Genomic DNA, 20,223 nt, shown 5'->3' with positions numbered 1-20,223 from the left:
ATCCTCCTGATTTTCGAAGCTCTGTGTCTCGAAATATAAACGAGGCATGGTGTCTTGTAAAGTGTCGGCATGACCGGAACCCGTGGCCGCCCGCGCAGCGAGGAAACCAGGCGCGCCATCCTGCGCGCCGCGCTGGAACTGTGTGAACGGGACGGCTACCAAGACCTGACCATCAAGGCCATCGCCGACGCCGCGGGCGCGGGCAGGCAGACGGTGTATCGCTGGTGGCCGGACAAGGCCGCGGTGCTCATGGAGGCGCTGGCCGGGCTCGTCGAGGAGAACCCGGCATTGCGTGTGCGCGCCGAGTCCGCCGACGTGCTCGCCGAGGTCGAAGGCTTGCTCACCGCGACCTACGAGCTCACGCGCGAGCTGACGGGCCAGGCTCTGGTGGGACTGATGGCCGACGCGCAACGCGATCCGGCGCTGTCCGAGCGATTGCAGGACGCCGTGATCGGCCCGCGTCGTGAGGTGTTGCGCACGCTGCTGCGACGAGGTGTGGACAGTGGTCGGTTCACCGGGGCGGTGTCGTTGGACCTCGTGGTCGATTTCGCTTTCGGAGTGATGTGGTACCGCCTGCTCGGGCGGCACGCTCCGGTCGACGGGGCGTTGGCGAGGGAAGTCGCCGCGGGTATCGCCGCCATGCTCGGGCCGAAGTGAGCGCGAGCGCCGTCGTATCGCGACCGTCGTGGAGGCGGTGACCGGTGCGATTCGAGCGCATATGTGACCGGCATCACAATTGCTAGTTGAGTCGCAGGTCAGCGCAGATGTGTTCGCCCTCTTCCTGTTACGTGACTGTTTGCCCGGGGCGAATCCTGGGTATCGGTCTGTTTCGTGCCACACCTTCGGTTCTCGCGGCCGGAGGTGGAACGAACCGAGGTCCGTGACGGACTGGAGAGGACGTGCACGTGACCGATCGAACTTCCGAGAGTTTCCCGCTGCGACGTTCCGTCGCGGCCTCCGCCATGGGCAACGCGACCGAATGGTTCGACTACGGCGTCTACGCGGCCACCGCGACGTATCTGACCGATGCCTTCTTCCCCGGGGAACTGGGCACGCTCGGCACCATGCTCGGCTTCGCCATCTCGTTCGTGCTCCGGCCGCTCGGCGGCATGGTGTGGGGCCCGCTCGGTGACCGCATCGGCCGTAAAGCCGTGCTGGCCACCACGATCCTGCTCATGGCCGCCGCCACCGGCGCCATCGGCGTGTTGCCCACCCACGCGTCCGTCGGCGTGCTGGCACCCATCCTGCTGATTCTGCTCCGCGTGGTGCAGGGCTTCTCGACCGGCGGCGAATACGGCGGCGCGGCAACGTATCTCGCCGAGTGCGCGTCCGACCGCAAACGCGGATTCCTCGGCAGTTTCCTCGAATTCGGCACGCTCGCGGGCTTCGTCGGCGGCTCCGCGACGGTGCTGGCCTGCCAGCTCGCGCTCGGTTCGGACACCATGCACGACTGGGGCTGGCGCATCCCGTTCCTGATCGCCATCCCGCTCGGCCTGACCGGCTGGTACCTGCGGGCCCGGCTCGACGAGAGCCCGGTGTTCACCGAGGTCGCCGAGCACAAGCGCCCGCCAGGCGGTCTGCGTGAAGTGGTGACCACCTACCGGCGCGAGACGCTGACGCTGGCCGGACTGGTGGTCGCGCTCAACGTGGTCAATTACACGCTGCTGACCTATCAGCCCACCTATCTGCAGAAAACGATCGGCTTGGGCGAATCGGCCACCACCGCGATGATGCTGCTCGGTCAGTTGGTGATGATGCTGGTGCTGCCGTTCTTCGGCCGGCTGTCCGACAACGTCGGCCGCCGTCCGATGTGGTTGTTCTCGCTGACCGGTCTCAGCGTGCTCGCGGTGCCGATGTACTGGCTGATGGGCCAGGGCACGGTATGGGCGATCTTCGGCTTCATCGTGCTCGGACTGTTGTACCTGCCGCAGTTGTCCACCATCAGCTCCACCTTCCCCGCGATCTTCCCGACCCATGTCCGGTACGCGGGCTTCGCGCTGGCCTACAACGTCTCCACCGCGATCTTCGGCGGCACCGCCCCGCTGATCAACGAGGCCGTCATCGAGGCAACCGGTTGGTCGCTGTTCCCCGCCGTCTACATGGTCGGCGCTTCCCTGATCGGCCTGGTCGCCTGGAACTACCTGCGCGAAACCGCCGGAACCTCGCTGCGCGGCACCGAAGTTCCCGACGCGGGTGAGTCGAGTCCGGACCCGAATCCTGACCTCCCCGCCCAGCCCGCGTTCTGAATCACGGCGTCGAAACATCCGGTGGGAGTGTGCGCGGTCGTATCGGCCACCTGAATGCCGAGCCGCCACGAGCCTGTGCGTCGATCGATGACGGAACATCGTTGATCTCAGCGGACACCGCCCGCCAAGTCGGCGAGACGTTCGTACATCAGGGCCAGATCGCGCTGGTAGCCGAAATCGGATGGCGCCGAGCGCACCAGATGGTCGGCGACAGCGAGTCCGCGGCGGAAATGCTGGGCCGCGCCGGCGATATCGCCGGTGTCGCGAGCGAGGCTGCCCAGTTTGTCGCAGCAGGACAGCAGATCGCGGCGATAGCCGAGGTTGCCCGGGTCGGCGGCCGACAGTTCCTCGGCGATCTCGGCCGAGCGGTTGTACCAGTCCCGCGCGGCATGGTGGTCGCCGCTCGCTCGCGAGAGAGTGCCGAGGCGGTCGTAAGTGACCGAGAGGTCGCGGCGGTAAGACGGGTTGGACGGCTGAGAGTCCACCAGAGCGAGATCGATGGTCATGGCGTTCCGGTACGCGCGATCGGCTTCGGCGAGGTCGTTCCGTGCACGGGCATGGTCGCCGAACCGGTGGTAGCAGAACGAGAGATCTCTGCGGTAGGTGCTGTTGTCCGGCGCGGATTCGACCAGGCTCGCGGCGACCGCGATGGCGTGCTCGTACAGTCGCGTCGCCTCTCCGTGATCTCCCTGGGCGGCTACGACTCTGCCGAGCGCGTTGTAGGCCAGCAGCAGATCACGCCGATACCGAAGGTTCACCGGGTCGGCGGCCGACAGTTTCTCCGCATGAATCAGGGCAGGCCTGCAGTGGGTCGCCGCGCCGTCGTAGTCGCCCTGATCCATCGCCAACGAGCCCAGCGCATCGTGGACGACCAAGAGATCGCGACGATATCGGAGATTGCCAGGTGCGCTCGCGGCCAGTTCCTCCGTGCCCTCCAGCGCACGTCGGTAGAACCGGGCGGCTTCGCCGAAGTCGCGCCATTCTCTGGCGATGTCGCCGAGCACATTGCACGTGACGACGAGGTCGCGGCGGTACTGCGGATTGGTGGGGTCGGCGGCGAGGAGTTCCTGTGTGAGAGCGAGGGCGCGATGGTAGTGCCGGATGGCCTCGTGCGGATCGCCGTTCGCGCGGATCGCCCCGCCGAGCCGGTCTACGGTGATCGAGAGGTCGCGTCGGTATCCGAGGTTCGAGGGTTCGGCAGCGACGAGCGCTTCGGCGATCTCCATCGAGCGCCGGTACAGGCGGATCGCTTCGTCCAGATCTCCTCGAGTCCGGGCCATTTCGGCGAGCTTGTCGTAGCCGATCGAAAGATCCCGCTGGTACTGGAGGTTGTCCGGATCGGCATCGACCAGTTCTCGCGCCATGCTGATCGCGAGCTGGTAGCGCCGAGCGGCCTCATCGAGGTCGCCGGTGGCCGACGCCAGATCGCCCAGCTTGTTGTAGGACACCGAGAGATCGCGTCGATAGAGCGTATTCCCCGGGTCGGCCGCGGCGAGTTCTTCGGTGAGGAGGAGCGTGACCCCGTAGTGGCGCGCGGCTTTGTCGGCATCGCCCGCGGCGTGGGCGATGTCGCCGATCTTCTCGTTGACGACAGCGAGATCGCGGCGATACACGCGGTTCGCGGGTTCGGCCTCCGCGAGTTCTTCGACGATGGCGAGCGCGCAGTAGTGCAGTCTGGTCGCCGTGTCGACCGCGCCCGCTTTCCGTTCCAGATCGGCCAGTTTGCCGTACGACACCGACAGATCGCGGCGGTAACCGGAGTCGGCCGGTTGCGCGGTGGCGACACGTTCCCCGATGGCGACGGAGCGTCGGTACAGGCGTCCGGCTTCGGCCGCCCCGCTCGCGAGCGGGGTGAGTTCACCGTCGGAATCGCGCTCCTCGGCGAGGGGGCCGTCGAGGTCGTCATCGAGACCGAGGAGGAACGCGCGGCGGTACAGTCGCCCGGCTGCCCGCGTGTCGCCTGCGGCACGGAGACGATCGCCGATCTCGATCAAGGAGAGCGTCAGCTGTCGCGTGCTCCCGGAGTTCGACCCGTCGGCCGGACTATTCGGTATCGAGCTGAGGAGGAGATGGGTGATCGAGCCGGGAAGCCGGACTTCCGGGTCGCCCTTGGAGGAATCCGCGATGTATTCGGCCAACCGGCGATGATGAGCGGCGACATACTTCGCGCAGGTGGAGGCGATGTATTCGTCTGTCGTGCGGAGCCGGGAGAGGATTTCGAAGCATCGCTCGCGCTGGCGGAGAGAAGCGCTGTGCACGCCGTCGGCCAGCAGCCGTACCCCGGCGTCTGTTTCCGCGCGCAGCGCCTGACCGACGAGCGCGTCGCCGAGCGGGCCGGGCGAGGGATCGAGATACCGCTCGCTCGGGAACTGGGACCGCAGCCACTGGACGACCGCCACCCGGTCGGCGGCGGTATCGGGTCCATTCCCGAAGACGACTGTCATCAGTTGTTCCGCCTCGGCGGAATCATCCGCGCCGAACAAGGTCGCCACTGCGACGGCACGGCGCAGGTCGGCTTCGGGGACTCCGTCCGGAGCGGTCTCCTGCCACTCGCGAAACGGATCGAGCGCTTCCGCGGAACTCTGCGGACGGGGCGTCGGAGCCGGTCCGGTGCCTTCGAGCGTTTGATCTTCGAACATGCGATCCCCCAATGGATTTCGTGGGCGAAAGAGCGCCGATCCTGGTGCTCAGGCTAACAGCGGGGTCCGACAGGTTCGGGCTCGTCGTTGTATGGGATCGCGTCGTGGTCGAGCGTCGTGGATGTGGGACTCGGTCACGCCGAGGAGGGTGACTCGTCGTCCTCCGGCCAGTCGTCCTCGATGACCAGCGTCCCGTCGCGCAGCGCGGTCGCGTACTGGTCGGCGACCAGGTCGGCGGGGTAGGTCGGCCAATAGGAGACCGCGCCGGTGGGCTTGTCGATGACGCAGACGGAGCCGCCGACGATCACCGGCGGACTGTCCGGGTCGACGTGCGGCGAGCGGGGGAAGGTGGCGACGGCGACGAAGCAGGTGTCGAACTCCGCTAGCTGATAGGTGATGCCTCGATCGGCGTAATCGCCGTTGGTGAGATGCCGCTCGGCGATCCGGTGTGCCTCGGTCGGGTCCACCGGTGTGGTCGCGTCGGTGGGGTAGGCGTGGATGTCCATGTGTCGATGGCAGCGGGGGTGTGGCCGCCTGCTCCTTCCGGGTCTCTGGATAGCACGATGGCGGCTCGGCGCAAGCCGGTTTGCGGTCAGTCGAAATGGATGGTGGACAGCATCTTGCGGGCCAGGATCTCCGGATCGGAGTCGGTGGCCAGTGCTGAATTATGCAGTGCGCCTTCGCGCCACAGCGAAGCGAAGCCGTGCACCAGCGACCACGCGGCGAGTCGGGTCGACAACTGACGGTCTTGACTGTGGCTCGGCTGGATGCTCGAAACGCCGGAGCGCAGCGCCGACCCGGATCGTTCTCGCGCGGCGCGCAGAGTCTCGTTCTCCGCGTGGAGAAGGCTGTGCCGGAACATCACGTCGAAGTGTCCCGGATGCTCGCGCGCGAAGCGAATGTAGGCCACCGCGACCTCGCGAAAGTCCGAACCGGCCTGCGCGAGCTGTTCGGCCAGCAGTTCGAATCCCTCGGTGGCCAACGCGGTGAGCAGTCCTGCTCGATCACCGAAGTGGTGGGCGGGTGCGGCGTGCGAGACGCCCGCGTGCCGGGCCAGGTTGCGCAGGGAGAGAGCGTCGACGCCGTCGGCGGCGATCCGTTCGGCGGCGGCGGTGAGCAGTGCCGCGCGGAGATCTCCGTGGTGATAACCGTCCTTCGCCATACCTCGATGGTGACCCATCATCTAGACATTGACAAGTTCATGACCGCGGCCGTATCTTTCCACTGTCAAGATTTGCTCTTCGATCCACAGGAGATCCCGATGGCACCGCTGGTCGTCCTCGTCGCCGTCACCGCACTCGCCCGGCTCATCGGCTGGCTCACCGGCAACGGCTGGCTCGATTCGTGGGCGCACGCGACCGCGCTCGGGCTGGCCGCGATGCTCGCGCTCACGTCGAGCGCGCACTTCCTCCAGCCGCGCCGCGACGCTCTGGTCGCCATGGTGCCGCCCCGGCTGCCGAACGCCCCGGCGCTGGTGACGTTGACCGGTGTGCTGGAACTGGCGGGTGCGGTCGGCGTCCTCATTCCCGCGACCGCCGACCTGGCCGCGGCCTGCCTGATCGCGCTGCTGGTGGCGCTGTTCCCGGCGAACGTCCGCGCCGCCCGCGCCGAACTGGGCATCAAGACCATGCCGCTGCCGCTGCGGGCGCTGGTTCAGGTCCTGTTCATCGCGGCCTGCGTGGTCATAATCGTCGGCTGAGAACGGCGAAAGGCCCGCTCACGCATCGCAATCGATGGGTGAGCGGGCCTTTGCCGGGTCGGCGTTCAGCTGCCCCGCAATGCCTTGGCTATGGTGCGGCGCATGAACGGCCGCGCGATGTCCTCGGGCAGGTTCGCCCAGGCCAGGAAGAACCGCGTGAGCGGGTCGAGCGCGATGTGGTGGCGGCCGCGTTCCAGGCCGCGCACGGCGGCCTCGGCGACGCGCTCGGCAGGCATCGGCTCGATCGACCCGGTGATCGCCTTGGTCTCGACCGGCTTACGGGTGTTCTCCATGGCCAGCCCCGGTGTGTCGGTGTCGGCCGGATAGATCACCGTGACGTCCACGCCTTTCGGCTCCACTTCGTAGCGCAGGCACAACGCCAGCTGCCGGATGCTCGCCTTGGTCGGTCCGTAGGCGGTATACCCGGTGATGCCGAGAAACGCCGACGTGGAGCTGACCAACAGGATCTTTCCCCTGGACCGCTCCACCATGCCGGGCAGCACCCGCCGCACCGCGTGCACCGCGCCGAGATAGTTCGCCGACATCTGCGCCTCGAACTCGTCGGGCCGCACTTCGAGGAACCGCCCGGGCAGCGCGAGACCGGCGCAGCAGGCGATGACCTCGCACGGTCCGTTGCGCTGCTCCAGTTCCGTGATGGCCGAGGCGAGTTGGTCCGCGCTCGTGACGTCCGCGGCGGCCCAGTCCGCGCCCAGTCGTTTCGCGGTGTCGCGCAGCGGAAGCTTCCGCCGCGCGATGAGCGAGACCTGCGCCCCACGCCCCGCGAAGGCCTCCGCCACCGCGGCGCCGATCCCTTCCGATCCTCCGGTGACGATGACGTGCTTGCCGACCCAGTCCTTGACCCGTGCCATCGCGGCGACTCAGGCTCGACTGGCGGTGACGATGTCGGCGATCCGGTCCCGCCACAGCAGATAGGTGGCGGAGCTGCCGTCGTCGGGCAGATCATCGAGCGAACTCTCGATCAGCGCGTCGGTCTTCGCCACGGTGGTCCCGCAGAAGACCTGCGCCGCCGCTTCGCTGTGCTCGTTGACGCTGTTGGTCTGCTGCCGGATGCGGGCGACCATGGCCGAGCCCAGCGACAGCTGCGGCCGGAACTCGCCGGCCACGTCCCAGAGTTCCTCCATCGCAGCCGATTCCACGCCGCCCGCGAAGGTGACGGCGATGCCGACGCCGCTCCACAGATCGGCGTGCCGTTTCGGCTCGAACTCGCCGATCAGCCGCACGACACCGGCCGGGCTGCCGCCGCCGATGAACCACAGCGCGCGGCCCATGCCCTGGTCCGCGATGCGCTTCAGGTTGTCGCGGTCGCCGAGCCAGCCGGGGTAGCGGGTCTCGACGTGCTTGTCCCGCACGTAGCGCTGCATCTGGAAGAACGCCTTGTAGAAGCCGTAGCCGTCGATGGCGAGCCAGCGGAACAGCGGGTGCTGCGGGAACAGCTTCTTCCACCGGAACTTCGGGATCTTCGCCATGGCGAGGCCGACGCCGACGTACATGGTCAGCGCGTATTCGCCGGCCGGGCCGTCGATCAGGTCGGCGGCGCGCCGGCCGGGCGAGAGCGAGTCGACAGCGGTGAGGCCGACTGCCGCGCCCTCGTAGGCGAACCCGCGGTACTTCGGCGGCACCCGCAAGAGGGTGGCGATCAGCTCGTCGTTGTCGGAGCTGCGGACCGCGGAGTCGATGCCGCCGACCAAATGCATCGTCACCTGCTCGAGTTCGAGCGCGGTGTGCTGGTCGGGCTGCTCGAACCCGCTGAGCACCTGGCGGACACTGGCCGGACTGGGGACGAACAGGGCCGCGCGCAGCGGACCCAACGGCGAGGGCATGGGGTTCTCCAATCGTCGGAGGAGTGGGGGATCGTCACAGGATCAAGCGACGGAAGCCGCCGTCGAAGAAGGTCAGCGTTCCCGTGGCGGCCAGTTCGGCGTCGCGTTCGGCGTGTACGACCTCGCCGACGACGATGCTGTGGTCGCCGCTGTCGAATACGGCGTCGAGCTTGCACTCCAAGCCCGCGGCCGCGTGCGCCAGCATCGGCGCCGCGGTGTGCGGTCCGGGGAACCACTCGACCTGGTCGAATTGCGCGCTGCCGTCGGGGCGCGCCGAGTCGGCGAAATACCGGGCCACCGGCTCCTGGTCCGCCGAAAGCACCGAAACGGCGAACGCGCCCGCCTCGTGGATCGCGCGGTGGAGGCGCGCCGTATGGGCGACGCACACCAGGATCAGCGGGGGATCCAGCGAGACGGACGTGAACGCGTTGGCGGTCATGCCGTGCGGCCGTGGCCACCCGGTGGTGACCACGGTGACACCGGTGGTGAACGCGCCGAGCACGCGGCGCAGCTCGGCGCGGTCGGTCATGAGCGGGCGGCCTCCTTCTCCGGTTCGGGTTCACCCGCGATGTCGGCCTCCAGGTCGTCGGCCACCACGGGCTGCTCCGCCGCTTCCGGCGCGGCGCCGCGTTGCCGCCACCATTCGGCGATGCCGCGCACCCACCAGTAGACGCCGCGCGCGCCGCAGACGATGACCAGCGCGATGAACAACCCGTAGGAGATGTGCAGCGCGGTGACCACGCCGTACATGATGCCGACCGAGGCGCCGAACATGATCTGCTGCTTCTTGCCCGACGGGGTGGTGCCAGGGTCGGTGACCATGTAGTTGGTGAACAAGACGAACGCCAGACCGGTCATCATGCTCAGGCCGGCCAGGATCGAGATGTTCGGTTCGATGAGCCCGCGCACGATGGCCTGCAGCGCGAACGCGCCCACCCACGCCATGATCAGCGGCATCTTCAGCGTCAGCTTGGCGTTGAGCATGGTGCCGGTCGTGAGCAGGCCGAGCACGATGAGCGCGTCCGCCGGTCCGGTGATGTATTCGGTGAAGTGGTACGGCGGTGCCACCGCGATCATCGGGAACACCAGGAAGCACACCACGACACCGAAGTTCGACGGGTTCATGAAGTGGCGCATCTTGCCGTTGATCTTGGCGCGCAGCACCCACTTCGTGCCGACCGCGACCACGATGCCGAAGATCACCGGCCACAGCTTGTCGTGCGCGAAGGTCAGGAAGTTGAACGCCAAGCCGGTGATGTGCGCGGGCAACAGGAATTCGAACAACCCACGCGGTCCGCGGCCGCGGAAGGCGGGCGCACGCTTGTACGCCCAGGCCGCCAGGACCTCCAGCCCGATTTCGGTGGTGTAGGCGGTGGCCAGTGCGATGAACGGCCAGAGGAACGGCTGCTCGAAGCCGAGCAGCGGGAACCCGATCAGGTTGAAGATCGTGATCGAGATGGCGAAGTTGCGCAGCGCCAGGTAGCGCGGATCCTTCGTCGCCGCGGGCTTTTCCATCCATTCCTTGGCGAATTCGGTGCCCGAGCGCTGCATCGACGAGATGCGTTCGGCGGTGGTCGTCGGTGCGGCCGTGCCGTTGCTTTCGGGAGCGGCGCCGTTGCCGTTGGCCGCGCCGTTGCCGTTGGCCGCCGATGTTTCGTGATGACCGTTCGAGGCGGCTTTCGCCTCGCCCGGATCCTTGTTGTCGTTGTCGCTCATCGCTGCTTGACCTCCTGCGCGTCCGAGGCGAGGTTCACGGTGTGCCAGCCCGGCGCGAGCTGGAGGGATTGATCGTGCGGGGTGCCGTTGGTCTCCCGCCAGCGGAGCGTGACGTTCAACGGGGCGGCCGGATCGACCTCGCCGAGGCCGATGTGCACCTCGGTGGCCCGCTTGCCGGTGTGCCCGCTGCCGCCGTCGAGGTGGCTGGTGAGCAACCGGCCGTCCGGGGTGCGGACCTCGACCTGGGCGTCCACCGCCGGAACGCCCTGCGGGGGCAGACCGGCGACGGTGGTCGTGGCCGCGTTGCCCTCCCAAGCCTGCTTGAACAGCTTCAGGCCGAGGAACTGGCCGCCCTTCGCCTTGTTGTTGTGGTAGAAGGTCGGGTCGCCCCACTGGCGGGCGACGGCGAAGCTGAGCGCGCCGTTGCCGGAGGTGTCGCCGACCGCGATGCCGCGCGAGGGTACCGGGGTGTCCATGCCGAGCGCGTGGGTGAGGTTGGCGAACTTGCCGTCGTCACCGCGGCTGAAGAAGCCGACCGGATTGCTGCCCGCCAGATCGGCGTCCGAGCTGATGATCGGCCAGGCCCAGGGGTACCTGGTCAGGTCGTCGTTCATGGTGCCGAGTTCCTGGATCTGCGGCCACCGGTTGGTCTCGCCCTTGATCATGCCGGTCGCCTGGATCAGTTCGTTGCGGCCGTCGTTGTCGAAGTCATCGATCTTGGCGTCCCAGCCCCAGGTCTCCCAGGCCAGCCCGACGTCAGTGGCGCGGTTCTTGAACGGCGCGACGCCCTCGGCCAGTTGACGTGCCGCGTCGGCCGTGTCTTTGGCCGTGTTGTAGAACGCGAAGTGGCCTTCCATGAGCGCGAAGCGCACGGCGATGTTGCTGACGAACAGGTCGGGCATGCCGTCGCCGTTCAGGTCGCCGAAGTCGGCCGCCATGCCCTTGTCCGAATCATGGCCCATCACATAGGACTTCGGCTCGGTGATGCCGCGTTCGCCCTCGGCGTAGCCGAAGCGGATCTGGCCCGGTGTGGACTTGTTGACGAACAGGCGGTCGCGCCCGAAGTCGTTGGCCACGTACAGCTCGGGAAGCTGATCGCCGTTCAGGTCGGCCGCGGCGGCGGCCAGCGCCCATCCGGTGTCCATGCCGATCGGGAACGGGTTGGCCACCTCGCGGTACTCGGCGGTCGGCTCGTCACCCGATTTGGCGGAGGCGAGGGTGAAGATGCGATCCTTGCCGCCGTTGCGCGCGTTGGACAGCGAGTCGGTCATCCACAGCGCGAGCTGGCCGTCCTTGGAGAGCACGTCCATGTCGTTGAAGTACTGGCCCAGGTAGATGTCCGGCTTGCCGTCACCGTCGAAGTCGGACACCGAGACCGCCGCGGTGATCCAGCGCTGGCCCTCGTAGTGCCCGTCCGGGGTGTTCGGGGACGGCACGATGTCCACCGGGCGGAACGCCTTGGCGTCCAGGTGGGTCGCGTTGGCGCGCTGCAGGTACAGGATCGGCGTGCGGCCGTAGTACGACACCAGCGCGTCCATGCGGCCGTCACCGTTGAAGTCGCCCGGGATGCAGCCGGACGGAACCGTGGAGGAGTCGGCGGGCAGCGGCCGCGGATCGAGCACGAAGGGCTCGTACCGGGCGGTGTTGCTGTCCGGCGTCGGCGTGATGAAGGCCGTGTCGGAGCGGGGGTCGACCACGCACAGGTCGTCGGCAAGCCGGTTGCCGTCGAAGTCGTTCATCGCGATGGCCGCGCCGACCGAGGAGATCCAGGCCGACAGGTGCTTGTACGGTTCGCGCAGCTCGCGGATCTTGCGGTCGGTCGGCAGGCCCTTTGGCAGCGCGATCGGCATCGCGGTGAAGTCGAACTTGCTCGCGATGGGGCCGCCCGCCTCGTCGTAGGTGGGCAGCAGCGCCGACCGTGCGGGAATGAACAGCGAGCCCATCAGCAGCAGTGCCACCCCGGGCACCACCGCCTTTCGGAGGAGGGATCGATTGATGGGAATTTTCACGAGTGCTGCTCCTCATGGGCGAGTGTGAATTGCTGTCCCGCGGTGTCCGCGAGTCCGTCGAGCACCTCGCGCAGCGTGGCCAGCGCCTGGTCCATTTGCTGCTCGGTGTGCCTGCAGTTGATGAAGAACCGCAGCCTGGCCTCTCCCGCCGGGACGACCGGGTGGGTGATGGCGTTCACGCTGAAGTCGCGTTGCAGCATGGCCAATGCCGCCAGCACGGCGGGTTCGTCGGCGCCGGTCATCACGGGGATGATCGGCGAACCCTCCGACGTGCCGATGTCGAAGCCGTAGTCCTTGGCGCGGCGGTGGAAGTACTCGCTGTTGTGCCGCAGCCGCGTCACGCGTTCCGGCTCGTCGCGCAGGACCCCGAGCCCGGCCAAGGCGGCGCCGATCGCCGACGGGGCCGGGGCGGCGGTGTACATGCTCAAACCGCCCGCGACGTACTTGAATCCGTCGACCAGTTCCCGGTTGCCCGCGAGGTAGCCGCCGACGCTGCCGAGCGCTTTGGACAGCGTGCCCATCCAGACGTCCACGGCGTCGCCGGGCAGGTCGAACAGCTCGCGCACACCGTGCCCGGTGGCGCCGAGGGTGCCGAACGAATGCGCCTCGTCGATCATGATCGAGCAGTCGTAGCGCCGGGCCACCTCGATGATCTCGGGCAACCGCACCACGTCGCCGTCCATGCTGTAGAGGCCCTCGATGATCACCATGGCCCGGTCGAAGCTGCGCCGCGACATCTTGAGGATCGTCTCGAGCGACTCCGGATCGTTGTGCCGGAAGGAAACTCGCTTGCAGCGCGACCACTCCGTGCCGGAGACCACGCTGTGGTGGATCAGCGCGTCACAGACCGCGAGATCACGCTTGCCGAGCAGGAATCCGACCGCGGCGGCGTTGGTGAGGTAGCCGCTCGCGGTCACCAGCGCCGCCTCGGTGTCGTAGATGCGCGCGATCTCGGCTTCCAGTTCGCGATAGATCGGCAGCTCGCCCGCCACGATCCGGACCGCGGCGGCGGAGGTGCCGTACTGATCGATCGCGTCCTTGGCGGCCTGTCGTACCCGGGGGTCGGCGGCCAGGTCCAGGTAGCCGAAGCTGCTGAAGTTCACCACGTCCCGATCGGCCATCCGGGTCACCGCGCCGCTGATGCCCTCGTGCGGCAGGTAGTACGGGTTGACCAGACCGACCTCGTTGACCCAGGCGTCGAACCGCCCGAACCGCTGCGCGGCCTCGAGCACGCCGGGGTGGTCACGGAACGACGTGTGCGCGACTCCGCGCGACGCGCTGTTGCCGGTCGCCGCGGTAGGGACGGCGGGACCGTCCGCGGCACGCGCGCCGTTGCCGGTCGCCGGGGCGGTGTTCTCGCCGTTGGCGTGCCTGGCCAGCAGTGCGCGGGCCAGTTCCCTGTTGTTGCCGGTCATTCGTCCTCGCTCCTCGCCGCGCGCTCTTCTTCCTGGACAATCTGCTCGGCAATTCGCGCGCCGAGCCCGCGCAACGTCAGTCCGATCACGGCGAGCACCGACAGCTGGGTGCCGAGCACTTGCACCACGCGGGCGCCGAACTCCATGCCCATCAGCGAATCCATGCCGAGCTCGGGCAGCGGGGTGTTCAGATCGATCGTCTCGGCGTCGACGCCGAGCACCGCGGCCAGCTGCTCGGCGAGCAGGTAGGCCACCACCTCGCCGCGCTGCTCCACCCCCAGTTGAAGGATCTCCGCCCGCAGCGCGCCCGCGCCCGACGCCCCGCCGCCCGCGGCCGCCACCTGGTCGGCGAAACGCGGTGTGCGGGTGGACGGGCGATGCGCCAGCGCCCACTGACTCCAGTCCACGTCGAACAGCACGATCTGCGGCAGGTTCAGCCGCAAGCACTCGCCCAGCAGATCGGTGGCCACGTCCATGTCCACCGAGCGGTAACCGGTCATCTCCGCATATCGGCTGACCGCCTCGTAATCGGCCATGCCGCCACCACCGCTCATGAAGCCCCAGTTCACCGCGAGTGCGGCAGCGCCGCGGGCCCGGCGGGCGGACGCGATCATGTCCAACACGGAATTCGCTGCCGCGTAGCCGAATTGGGGCGAGATGCCGACGATGCTGCTCGCCGAGGAGAACAGCACGAACATGTCGAGGTCGATATCGGCGGCGGTGACGGCGGTGTCCAGGTTGACCGCACCGGCGACCTTGGGGCCGAAGATCTCCGCCAGCGACTCGGCGGTGATCTGCGGGACCTCGAGGTTGTTCACCACGCCGGCCGCGTGGAACACCCCGCGCAGGGGATGTCCGCTGGCCTGAATGCGTTCGACCAGCGCGGCGACGGCGTCGTAGTCGGCCATGTCGAGACGCTCCTCGACGACCTCCACGCCCGTGGCGGTGAGCTCGGCGACCGCGGCGCGGGCCGCGTCACCGGTCGCGCCGCTGCGTCCGGCCAGCACCACGCGCCGCGCGCCGATCCGCACCAGCCAGCGCGCGGTGGCCAGACCGAACGCGCCGAAGCCGCCGGTCACCAGGTAGCTGGCCGCGGGGTCGATCGGCAGACTCGGCCGCTTGGCCAGCACGGTCGGTTCCGGCTCCCGCAGATCGAGCACGACCCGGCCGATCTGCTTGGACCGCACCACGGTCTCGAACGCCTCGGCGGTCGACGTGAGCGGGAACGCGGTGTACGGCAGGTACTCGTAGGTGCCGTCGTTCAGCGCGTCCATCGCCCGGCGCGCCGCGCGGCGGACCAGTTCGGGGCGCACGGCCAGGGCGCGGTCCATGTCCACGGCGAAGAACGACAGGTTCCGGTCGAAGGGGCGCAGGTCGATCGCGCCGCCGCCGTAGATGTCGGCCTTGCCGATCTCGATGATCCGCCCGAACTCGGCGGCCGCCCGCAGGTTCTGCTGAAGGATCTCGCCGGGGGAGGAGTTGTAGACCACGTCGACGCCACGTCCCGCGGTCAGGCCGAGTACGTCGTCGACGAAGCTGATCGAACGCGAGTTGACCACCTCGTGCGCCCCCGCCGCCGCGGCCACCGCTCGGCGCTCTTCCGAGCCCGCCGTCGCGATCACCCGCGCACCGAGGCGCACCGCCACTTGGACCGCGGCCATGCCCATGCCGCCCGCCGCGCCGTGGATCAGCACCGTCTCACCCGGTCGCAGGTGCGCGAGCTCGCCGAAGGCGAATTCGGCGGTGAGGAAGGGCAGTACCGAGCTGGAATGGCACGGGTCGAGCTCGGTGTCCGGGTAGTCGAGTGGCATCGTGGCGCCCTCGTCGGGCCGGAGGGTGACGTACCTGCGAACCAGGTCCCTGGCACACACCGACATCTCGTCCCCGACGGCGACCTCGGTCACTCCCGGGCCGACGCGCTCGACCACGCCGAAACCGTCCATACCCAGGTCGGTGCCGAAATACGTGCCGGCCAGCTCCTTTTCGGTGAGCACACCGAGCACCTTGAGCGCGTCCTTGTAGTTCAGGCCCACCGCGTCCATCCGGATCTCGACCTCGCCCGGCCCCGGCGGCACGCGATCGACCGCGCGCCACGCCAGGTCCGACAGCAATCGGGAGCGCGGAACCTCCAGGCGGAAAGAGGTTTCCGGGTCGGTCAGCGGCGCGGCCTCGTCCCAGACCGCCAGATGGTCGCGCAGGGACTTGCGCAGATGCAGCGCCCAGCACGCGCCCGCCCGCAAGGCGACCTCGTCGGCTCGTCCGTCGCCGAACACCTGCTCCAGGATGTCCGCGGCGCGCGTAGTGGATTCGGTGTCGACCAGTCGCCACTGCACCGCGGGCTGCTCGTTGCGCAGCGTGCGCCGGGCGCCGGTGAGCGCGGCCTGCGCGGGATGGGCGAAGGCGTCGACCGGCAGGCAGAACGCCTGCTCGGTGACCACCACCGCGCGCACCTCGGTCGCCGGGGCGTCGTCGTCCTCCTCGCCGACCACCAGTTCGCCGACCGCTTTGGCGACCTGGGCGAGCCCGTAGGCGTTGGGCACCGCGTCCAGTTCGGCGCCGGACACCACGACGAGGCGACCGCGCGTCACGCCGGGCCGCTCCTGCGCGGCGCGCAGGGCGGCGAGGACACGATCGGAGGCGTCGGCCTCCTCCGGTTCCAGGGTCAGGATCTCCGCCGACGCTCGCGCGCTGGCGATCTCCTTCGCGCGCTGGGAGACGGTGCTGCCCAGGCTGACCACGAGCAGGAACTCCTCCCCGTCCGCGGGTTCGTCGGCGGTCGCGGTGTCGTCGACGATGGACCACACCGGCTCGTAGAACAGCCCGTCGAGCTGCTCGTGCAGATCCGGATCGCCCCCGAGGGCGGCAAATCGTACACCTGAAAGATGCAGTGCCACGGCACCTTCCGGCGAAGCGACGGTGATGTCCGCGCACAGCGGGTCGCCGTCGACGCGGCGGACGAGCACGACGGCCTGCTCGGGCAGCGGGCCGGTCCAGCGGACCCCGGCGACCGAGGACGGCACCACGACGCTCGCGCCGTGCGCGGTCTGCGCGTACAGCGCCGCGAAACATTGCAGCGCGGCGTCGACCGCCGCGGGATGGGCCAGATGCGGCAGGCTCGGCGCGCTCCCGGCCAGCGGCGTGAGATCCAGCCGGGCCAGCACGGAGTCGGAACCCACGCTGGCGGCGGTGATCAGCCGGAAGCTCGGTCCGTAGGCGAGGCCGTGCGCGGCCAGGCCGTCGTAGAGCGTCGCCGCGGACACCTCCACCGCGTCGGCCGCCGGGGTGAGGTCGACGGAGCGCGCGTCGACGTCCGCCTCGATCAGCCTGCCGTACGCGTTGACGGTCCAGGTGGTCGCGGTGGCGGCGCGCGAACGCAGGGTGAACCTGTGGGTGGTCTCCTCGACGGTGAGACGCAATACCGGCACGTCGTGCCTGCCGATCACCAGCGGCGCGACGAACTGGACCGACTCCAGCCCGAAGCAGGCGCGACCGGTCCGCACCGCGACGGCGCTGAGCGCGGCGTCCAGATAGGCCGCGCCCGGCAGCACGACGGAACCGTCCACCACGTGATCGGGCAGCCACGGCAGCGCGGCCACCGACAACTCGACTTCCCACTCCGGCGCGGACGCCGCGGTGCGCTGGCCGAGCATGACGTAGCCGTCGACCGCGCCGACGCGGTCCGCCTCGATCGCCGGGTCCTCGGTCCACAGCGTGCGGCGCTGCCACGGGTAGCGAGGCAGATCCAGATGCGCCACAGGCGTTTCCGTCGCGCCCGGTGCGTGCGCCGTGTCCAAGCCGCCCGTCTGGTACAGCTCGCCGACCGCGCGCAGCAGGTTGTCGCGGTCGTCGGCGTTGCGGGACAGCGTGCTGATCGCCGCGCCGTCCAGGCCGCGGCGCACGAACGCCTCCTTGATGTTGCCGCTGAGCACCGGGTGCGGTCCCACCTCGAGGAAGACCCGGTGGCCTGCGTCGAGCAGGCTGTCCACGGCCGCGCCGAACCGCACCGGCTCGCGTACGTTGCGGCACCAGTACTCGGCGTCCCAGTCGGGGCCGGACAGTTCCCCGCCGGTGACGGTGGACCAGATCGGCACCCGCGCGGGTCGTGGCGCGAGTCCGGCGAGCACGGTGGTGAGTTCGCCGAGGATGGGGTCCATCAGGTGGCTGTGGTAGGGCACCTCGACGCGCAGCGCCCTGGCGAAGACGCCTTCGGCGGTGAGTTCCTCGCGAATACGGTCCAATTCGGCCGAGTCGCCGGACAGCGTCGCCGCGGAGTGGCTGTTGATCGCCGCGACGCAGACGCCCGCCACGCCCGCGAGACGCTCGCGCAGTTGGTCTTCCGACAGGCCGACGGCGAGCATGCCGCCGGTGCCCGCGGTGGTGGCCTGCAACCGGGCGCGGTGATAGCTCACCAGCAGCGCGTCGTGCAGCGACAGCGAGCCCGAGGCGTAGGCCGCGGCCACTTCGCCGACGCTGTGGCCGACCACCGCGGCGGGGTGAATGCCGAGTTCGGCGAATTCGGCCAGGAGCGCGGCCTGGACCAGGAAGTTCGCCGGCTGCGCGTACGCGGTTCTGGTGATCTGCGACTCCGCCTCGGGGCGCAGCAGTTCCTCGACGATCGACCAGCCCGCGATGTCCTGGAAGATTTCGTCGATCGATCGCGCGGCGGCGGCGAAATGCCCGTCGGCCTCGAGCAGGCCACGGGCCATGCCCCACCACTGCGGGCCCATGCCGCTGAACACGAACACCGGCTGGGTGGAGCCGTCGGTGAGCGCGCGGGCGGGTGACTTGCTCGCGCCCGCGGCGAAATCGGCCAGTTGCGCGCGGAGGTCGTCGGTGTCGCGGTAGGCGAACGCCGCGCGGATCGGATGGTGCGCCCGCTGCGTCCACGCCGCCTCGGTCACCGCGTCCGCGGGGATGGTCTCGGTCAGGTCGTGCACCTGGGTGGCCATCGTGCGCAACGCGGTCTCGTTGCGGGCCGACAGCGGCAGCACCGTGATCGGCCCGCGCGTCCGCTCCTGCGCGGGCGCTTCCGGCGCGCGGGTGAGGACCGCATGGGCGTTGGTGCCGCCGTAGCCGAAGCTGTTGACCGCCACCGCGGCCCGGCCGTCGTCGTTGGGCAGCGGTTCGGTCTCCAGCGGAATGCGCACTCGCAGTTCGTCGAACCGGATCTCCGGGTTCGGGTTGTCCAGCCGCAGTTGCGGTGCGATGACGCCGTGGTGCAGCGTCAGCGCGGCCTTGATGAGACCCGCGACGCCCGCGGCGGCCTCGGTGTGGCCGATGTTGTTCTTCACCGAGCCGACCGGCAGCGGTTCGTCGCGGCCCTCGACCGCGCCGTACACCGCTCCGAGGGCGGCCAATTCGAGCGGGTCGCCGACCGGCGTGCCGGTGCCGTGCGCCTCCACATAGCGGACGTCGTGCGCGTCGATGCCCGCCAGCCGGTGCACGCGCCGGGCCAGCGCCTCCTGCGCGGCCGGGTTGGGCACCGGGATGGCCAGCGTACGGCCGTCCTGGTTCACGCCGCTGCCGCGCACCACCGCGTAGATCCGGTCGCGGTCGCGGACCGCCGCGTCCAGCGTCTTCAGCACCACGGCGCCCGCGCCCTCACCGCGCCCGTAGCCGTCGGCGGCCGCGTCGAAGGACTTGCACCGGCCGTCGACGGAGAGGAAGCGGCCCTTGCACATGGAGATGAACGCCTCGGGGCGCAGCATCGCGTTGGCGCCGCCGACGATCGCCGTCTCGCACTCGCCCGACTCCAGCGCCAGCACCGCCTGGTGCAGCGCGACCAAGGAGGAGGAGCAGGCGGTGTCGATGGTCATGGTGGGTCCGAGCAGATCCAGCAGGAACGCGATGCGGGCCGACAGCAGCGTGTGCGACGAGCTGGTCGGGCTGTGGCTGTTGATCGAGGCCCTGGCCACCGAGCCGCTGCGCACCAGCGCGTTGTCGTTCATGAAGCCGCCGACGAACACGCCGACCTCGCGGCCGCCGACCCGGCCCGCCATCCCCGCGTCGTCGAGCGCCTCCCAGGCGACCTCGAGCAGCAGCCGCTGCTGCGGATCCATGATCGACGCCTCACGCTGGGAGATGCCGAAGAACTCGGCGTCGAAGTCCCACAGCGACTGGGTCAGGAATCCACCATGCCTGGTGTACATCCGCCCCGGGGCGTCCGGGTCCGGGTCGTAGAACTTCGCGAGGTTCCAGCGGTCCGCCGGTACTTCCACGATCCCGTCGCCCTTGTGCACGACGAGATCCCAGAAAGTGTCCGGTCCGTCGATGCCGCCCGGAAAACGGCAGCCGATACCGACAATTGCTACATTGGGCATGAAAATCCCCTGATGCTCGGGCATTCGGAAACGCAGACGGTTTCACGTCGGCGTCGTCGAATCAGCGTGGAGACAGCCGGAATCGCGGCGCCGGTAAACCTGTTCGGCCATGGCGTCGTCCGGCGGTGAAGTGGTTCCGCGGTAGGAGGTCAGTGTCCACCCATGGTAGGAGCGGCGATTCGCGAAGGTCAATACGGAATCGTGCGGGCGGTTACCGAAAACCATTGCTGGGCAAGTAATGCCGAATTCGTCATCAACGCAGTTCAGAGGGGGTATGACGGGATTATTCCGGCGTTATTACAGAGTTATCGAGCGGTGGAACGGGTGTGAATTACATC

13 protein-coding genes are annotated in these 20,223 nt (G+C 68.9%); 3 read left to right on the top strand and 10 right to left on the bottom strand.

Annotated elements, in window-relative coordinates; genetic code table 11:
* Nucleotides 1-69 precede the first annotated feature (69 nt).
* The gene (locus tag ABZW96_RS23530) at nt 70-657 is read left to right on the top strand and encodes a TetR/AcrR family transcriptional regulator (protein WP_355077747.1); all 588 of its coding nucleotides are present in this window, start codon (nt 70-72) and stop codon (nt 655-657) included.
* 305 nt (nt 658-962) lie between these two features.
* Complete coding sequence (locus tag ABZW96_RS23525) at nt 963-2,246, top strand: MFS transporter (RefSeq protein WP_355077923.1); 1,284 nt, start codon at nt 963-965, stop codon at nt 2,244-2,246.
* 107 nt (nt 2,247-2,353) lie between these two features.
* On the opposite strand, the gene ABZW96_RS23520 is transcribed toward ABZW96_RS23525, so the two are convergent.
* The 3 genes from ABZW96_RS23520 to ABZW96_RS23510 all read right to left on the bottom strand — a co-directional run bounded on the left by ABZW96_RS23520 (nt 2,354) and on the right by ABZW96_RS23510 (nt 6,047).
* Nucleotides 2,354-4,885 (bottom strand): tetratricopeptide repeat protein, encoded by a 2,532-nt coding sequence (locus ABZW96_RS23520; protein ID WP_355077745.1) that lies wholly within the window; start codon nt 4,883-4,885, stop codon nt 2,354-2,356.
* A gap of 134 nt (nt 4,886-5,019) precedes the next feature.
* The gene (locus tag ABZW96_RS23515) at nt 5,020-5,391 is read right to left on the bottom strand and encodes a hypothetical protein (RefSeq protein ID WP_355077744.1); all 372 of its coding nucleotides are present in this window, start codon (nt 5,389-5,391) and stop codon (nt 5,020-5,022) included.
* 86 nt (nt 5,392-5,477) lie between these two features.
* On the bottom strand, nt 5,478-6,047 hold the full coding sequence (locus ABZW96_RS23510; RefSeq protein WP_355077742.1) for a WHG domain-containing protein: 570 nt from the start codon (nt 6,045-6,047) through the stop codon (nt 5,478-5,480).
* A gap of 99 nt (nt 6,048-6,146) precedes the next feature.
* Here ABZW96_RS23510 and ABZW96_RS23505 point away from each other — a divergent pair, with 99 nt between their 5' ends.
* The gene (locus tag ABZW96_RS23505; protein ID WP_355077740.1) at nt 6,147-6,584 is read left to right on the top strand and encodes a hypothetical protein; all 438 of its coding nucleotides are present in this window, start codon (nt 6,147-6,149) and stop codon (nt 6,582-6,584) included.
* Between the two features lie 65 nt (nt 6,585-6,649).
* On the opposite strand, the gene ABZW96_RS23500 is transcribed toward ABZW96_RS23505, so the two are convergent.
* Genes ABZW96_RS23500 through ABZW96_RS23470 form a run of 7 tightly spaced genes read right to left on the bottom strand, consistent with a single transcriptional unit; the run spans nt 6,650 to nt 19,885 of the window.
* Entirely contained in the window at nt 6,650-7,453 is an 804-nt protein-coding gene (locus tag ABZW96_RS23500) for an SDR family oxidoreductase (protein ID WP_355077738.1), read from the bottom strand.
* Nucleotides 7,454-7,462: 9 nt separating this feature from the next.
* A complete protein-coding gene (locus ABZW96_RS23495) occupies nt 7,463-8,425 on the bottom strand; it encodes a DUF1702 family protein (protein WP_355077736.1) in 963 nt (320 codons plus the stop codon).
* Between the two features lie 34 nt (nt 8,426-8,459).
* The gene (locus ABZW96_RS23490; protein WP_355077734.1) at nt 8,460-8,954 is read right to left on the bottom strand and encodes a flavin reductase family protein; all 495 of its coding nucleotides are present in this window, start codon (nt 8,952-8,954) and stop codon (nt 8,460-8,462) included.
* On the bottom strand, nt 8,951-10,141 hold the full coding sequence (locus tag ABZW96_RS23485) for an enediyne biosynthesis protein (protein ID WP_355077732.1): 1,191 nt from the start codon (nt 10,139-10,141) through the stop codon (nt 8,951-8,953). The genes ABZW96_RS23490 and ABZW96_RS23485 overlap by 4 nt, the downstream gene beginning before the upstream one ends.
* Complete coding sequence (locus ABZW96_RS23480) at nt 10,138-12,099, bottom strand: CRTAC1 family protein (protein WP_355077730.1); 1,962 nt, start codon at nt 12,097-12,099, stop codon at nt 10,138-10,140. Before ABZW96_RS23480 ends, ABZW96_RS23485 begins: the two co-directional genes overlap by 4 nt.
* A gap of 47 nt (nt 12,100-12,146) precedes the next feature.
* Complete coding sequence (locus ABZW96_RS23475; protein WP_355077728.1) at nt 12,147-13,565, bottom strand: aminotransferase class I/II-fold pyridoxal phosphate-dependent enzyme; 1,419 nt, start codon at nt 13,563-13,565, stop codon at nt 12,147-12,149.
* Nucleotides 13,562-19,885, bottom strand: coding sequence for an SDR family NAD(P)-dependent oxidoreductase (locus tag ABZW96_RS23470; RefSeq protein WP_355077726.1), 6,324 nt, complete (start codon nt 19,883-19,885; stop codon nt 13,562-13,564). The genes ABZW96_RS23475 and ABZW96_RS23470 overlap by 4 nt, the downstream gene beginning before the upstream one ends.
* Nucleotides 19,886-20,223: the final 338 nt, after the last annotated feature.

Source organism: Nocardia sp. NPDC004168 (genome assembly GCF_040610355.1).
Taxonomy (GTDB): Bacteria; Actinomycetota; Actinomycetes; order Mycobacteriales; family Mycobacteriaceae; genus Nocardia; species Nocardia sichangensis.
Note: the sequence above shows the minus strand (reverse complement) of the source record. Positions and strands in the feature narration are given on the sequence as shown.

Bases quoted from the DNA above. Each gene is read 5' to 3' on its own strand.
- ABZW96_RS23530 (WP_355077747.1), top strand. From the start codon at position 70: ATGACCGGAACCCGTGGCCGCCCGCGCAGCGAGGAAACCAGGCGCGCC.
- ABZW96_RS23525 (WP_355077923.1), top strand. From the start codon at position 963: ATGGGCAACGCGACCGAATGGTTCGACTACGGCGTCTACGCGGCCACC.
- ABZW96_RS23520 (WP_355077745.1), bottom strand. From the start codon at position 4,885: ATGTTCGAAGATCAAACGCTCGAAGGCACCGGACCGGCTCCGACGCCC.
- ABZW96_RS23515 (WP_355077744.1), bottom strand. From the start codon at position 5,391: ATGGACATCCACGCCTACCCCACCGACGCGACCACACCGGTGGACCCG.
- ABZW96_RS23510 (WP_355077742.1), bottom strand. From the start codon at position 6,047: ATGGCGAAGGACGGTTATCACCACGGAGATCTCCGCGCGGCACTGCTC.
- ABZW96_RS23505 (WP_355077740.1), top strand. From the start codon at position 6,147: ATGGCACCGCTGGTCGTCCTCGTCGCCGTCACCGCACTCGCCCGGCTC.
- ABZW96_RS23500 (WP_355077738.1), bottom strand. From the start codon at position 7,453: ATGGCACGGGTCAAGGACTGGGTCGGCAAGCACGTCATCGTCACCGGA.
- ABZW96_RS23495 (WP_355077736.1), bottom strand. From the start codon at position 8,425: ATGCCCTCGCCGTTGGGTCCGCTGCGCGCGGCCCTGTTCGTCCCCAGT.
- ABZW96_RS23490 (WP_355077734.1), bottom strand. From the start codon at position 8,954: ATGACCGACCGCGCCGAGCTGCGCCGCGTGCTCGGCGCGTTCACCACC.
- ABZW96_RS23485 (WP_355077732.1), bottom strand. From the start codon at position 10,141: ATGAGCGACAACGACAACAAGGATCCGGGCGAGGCGAAAGCCGCCTCG.
- ABZW96_RS23475 (WP_355077728.1), bottom strand. From the start codon at position 13,565: ATGACCGGCAACAACAGGGAACTGGCCCGCGCACTGCTGGCCAGGCAC.
- ABZW96_RS23470 (WP_355077726.1), bottom strand. From the start codon at position 19,885: ATGCCCAATGTAGCAATTGTCGGTATCGGCTGCCGTTTTCCGGGCGGC.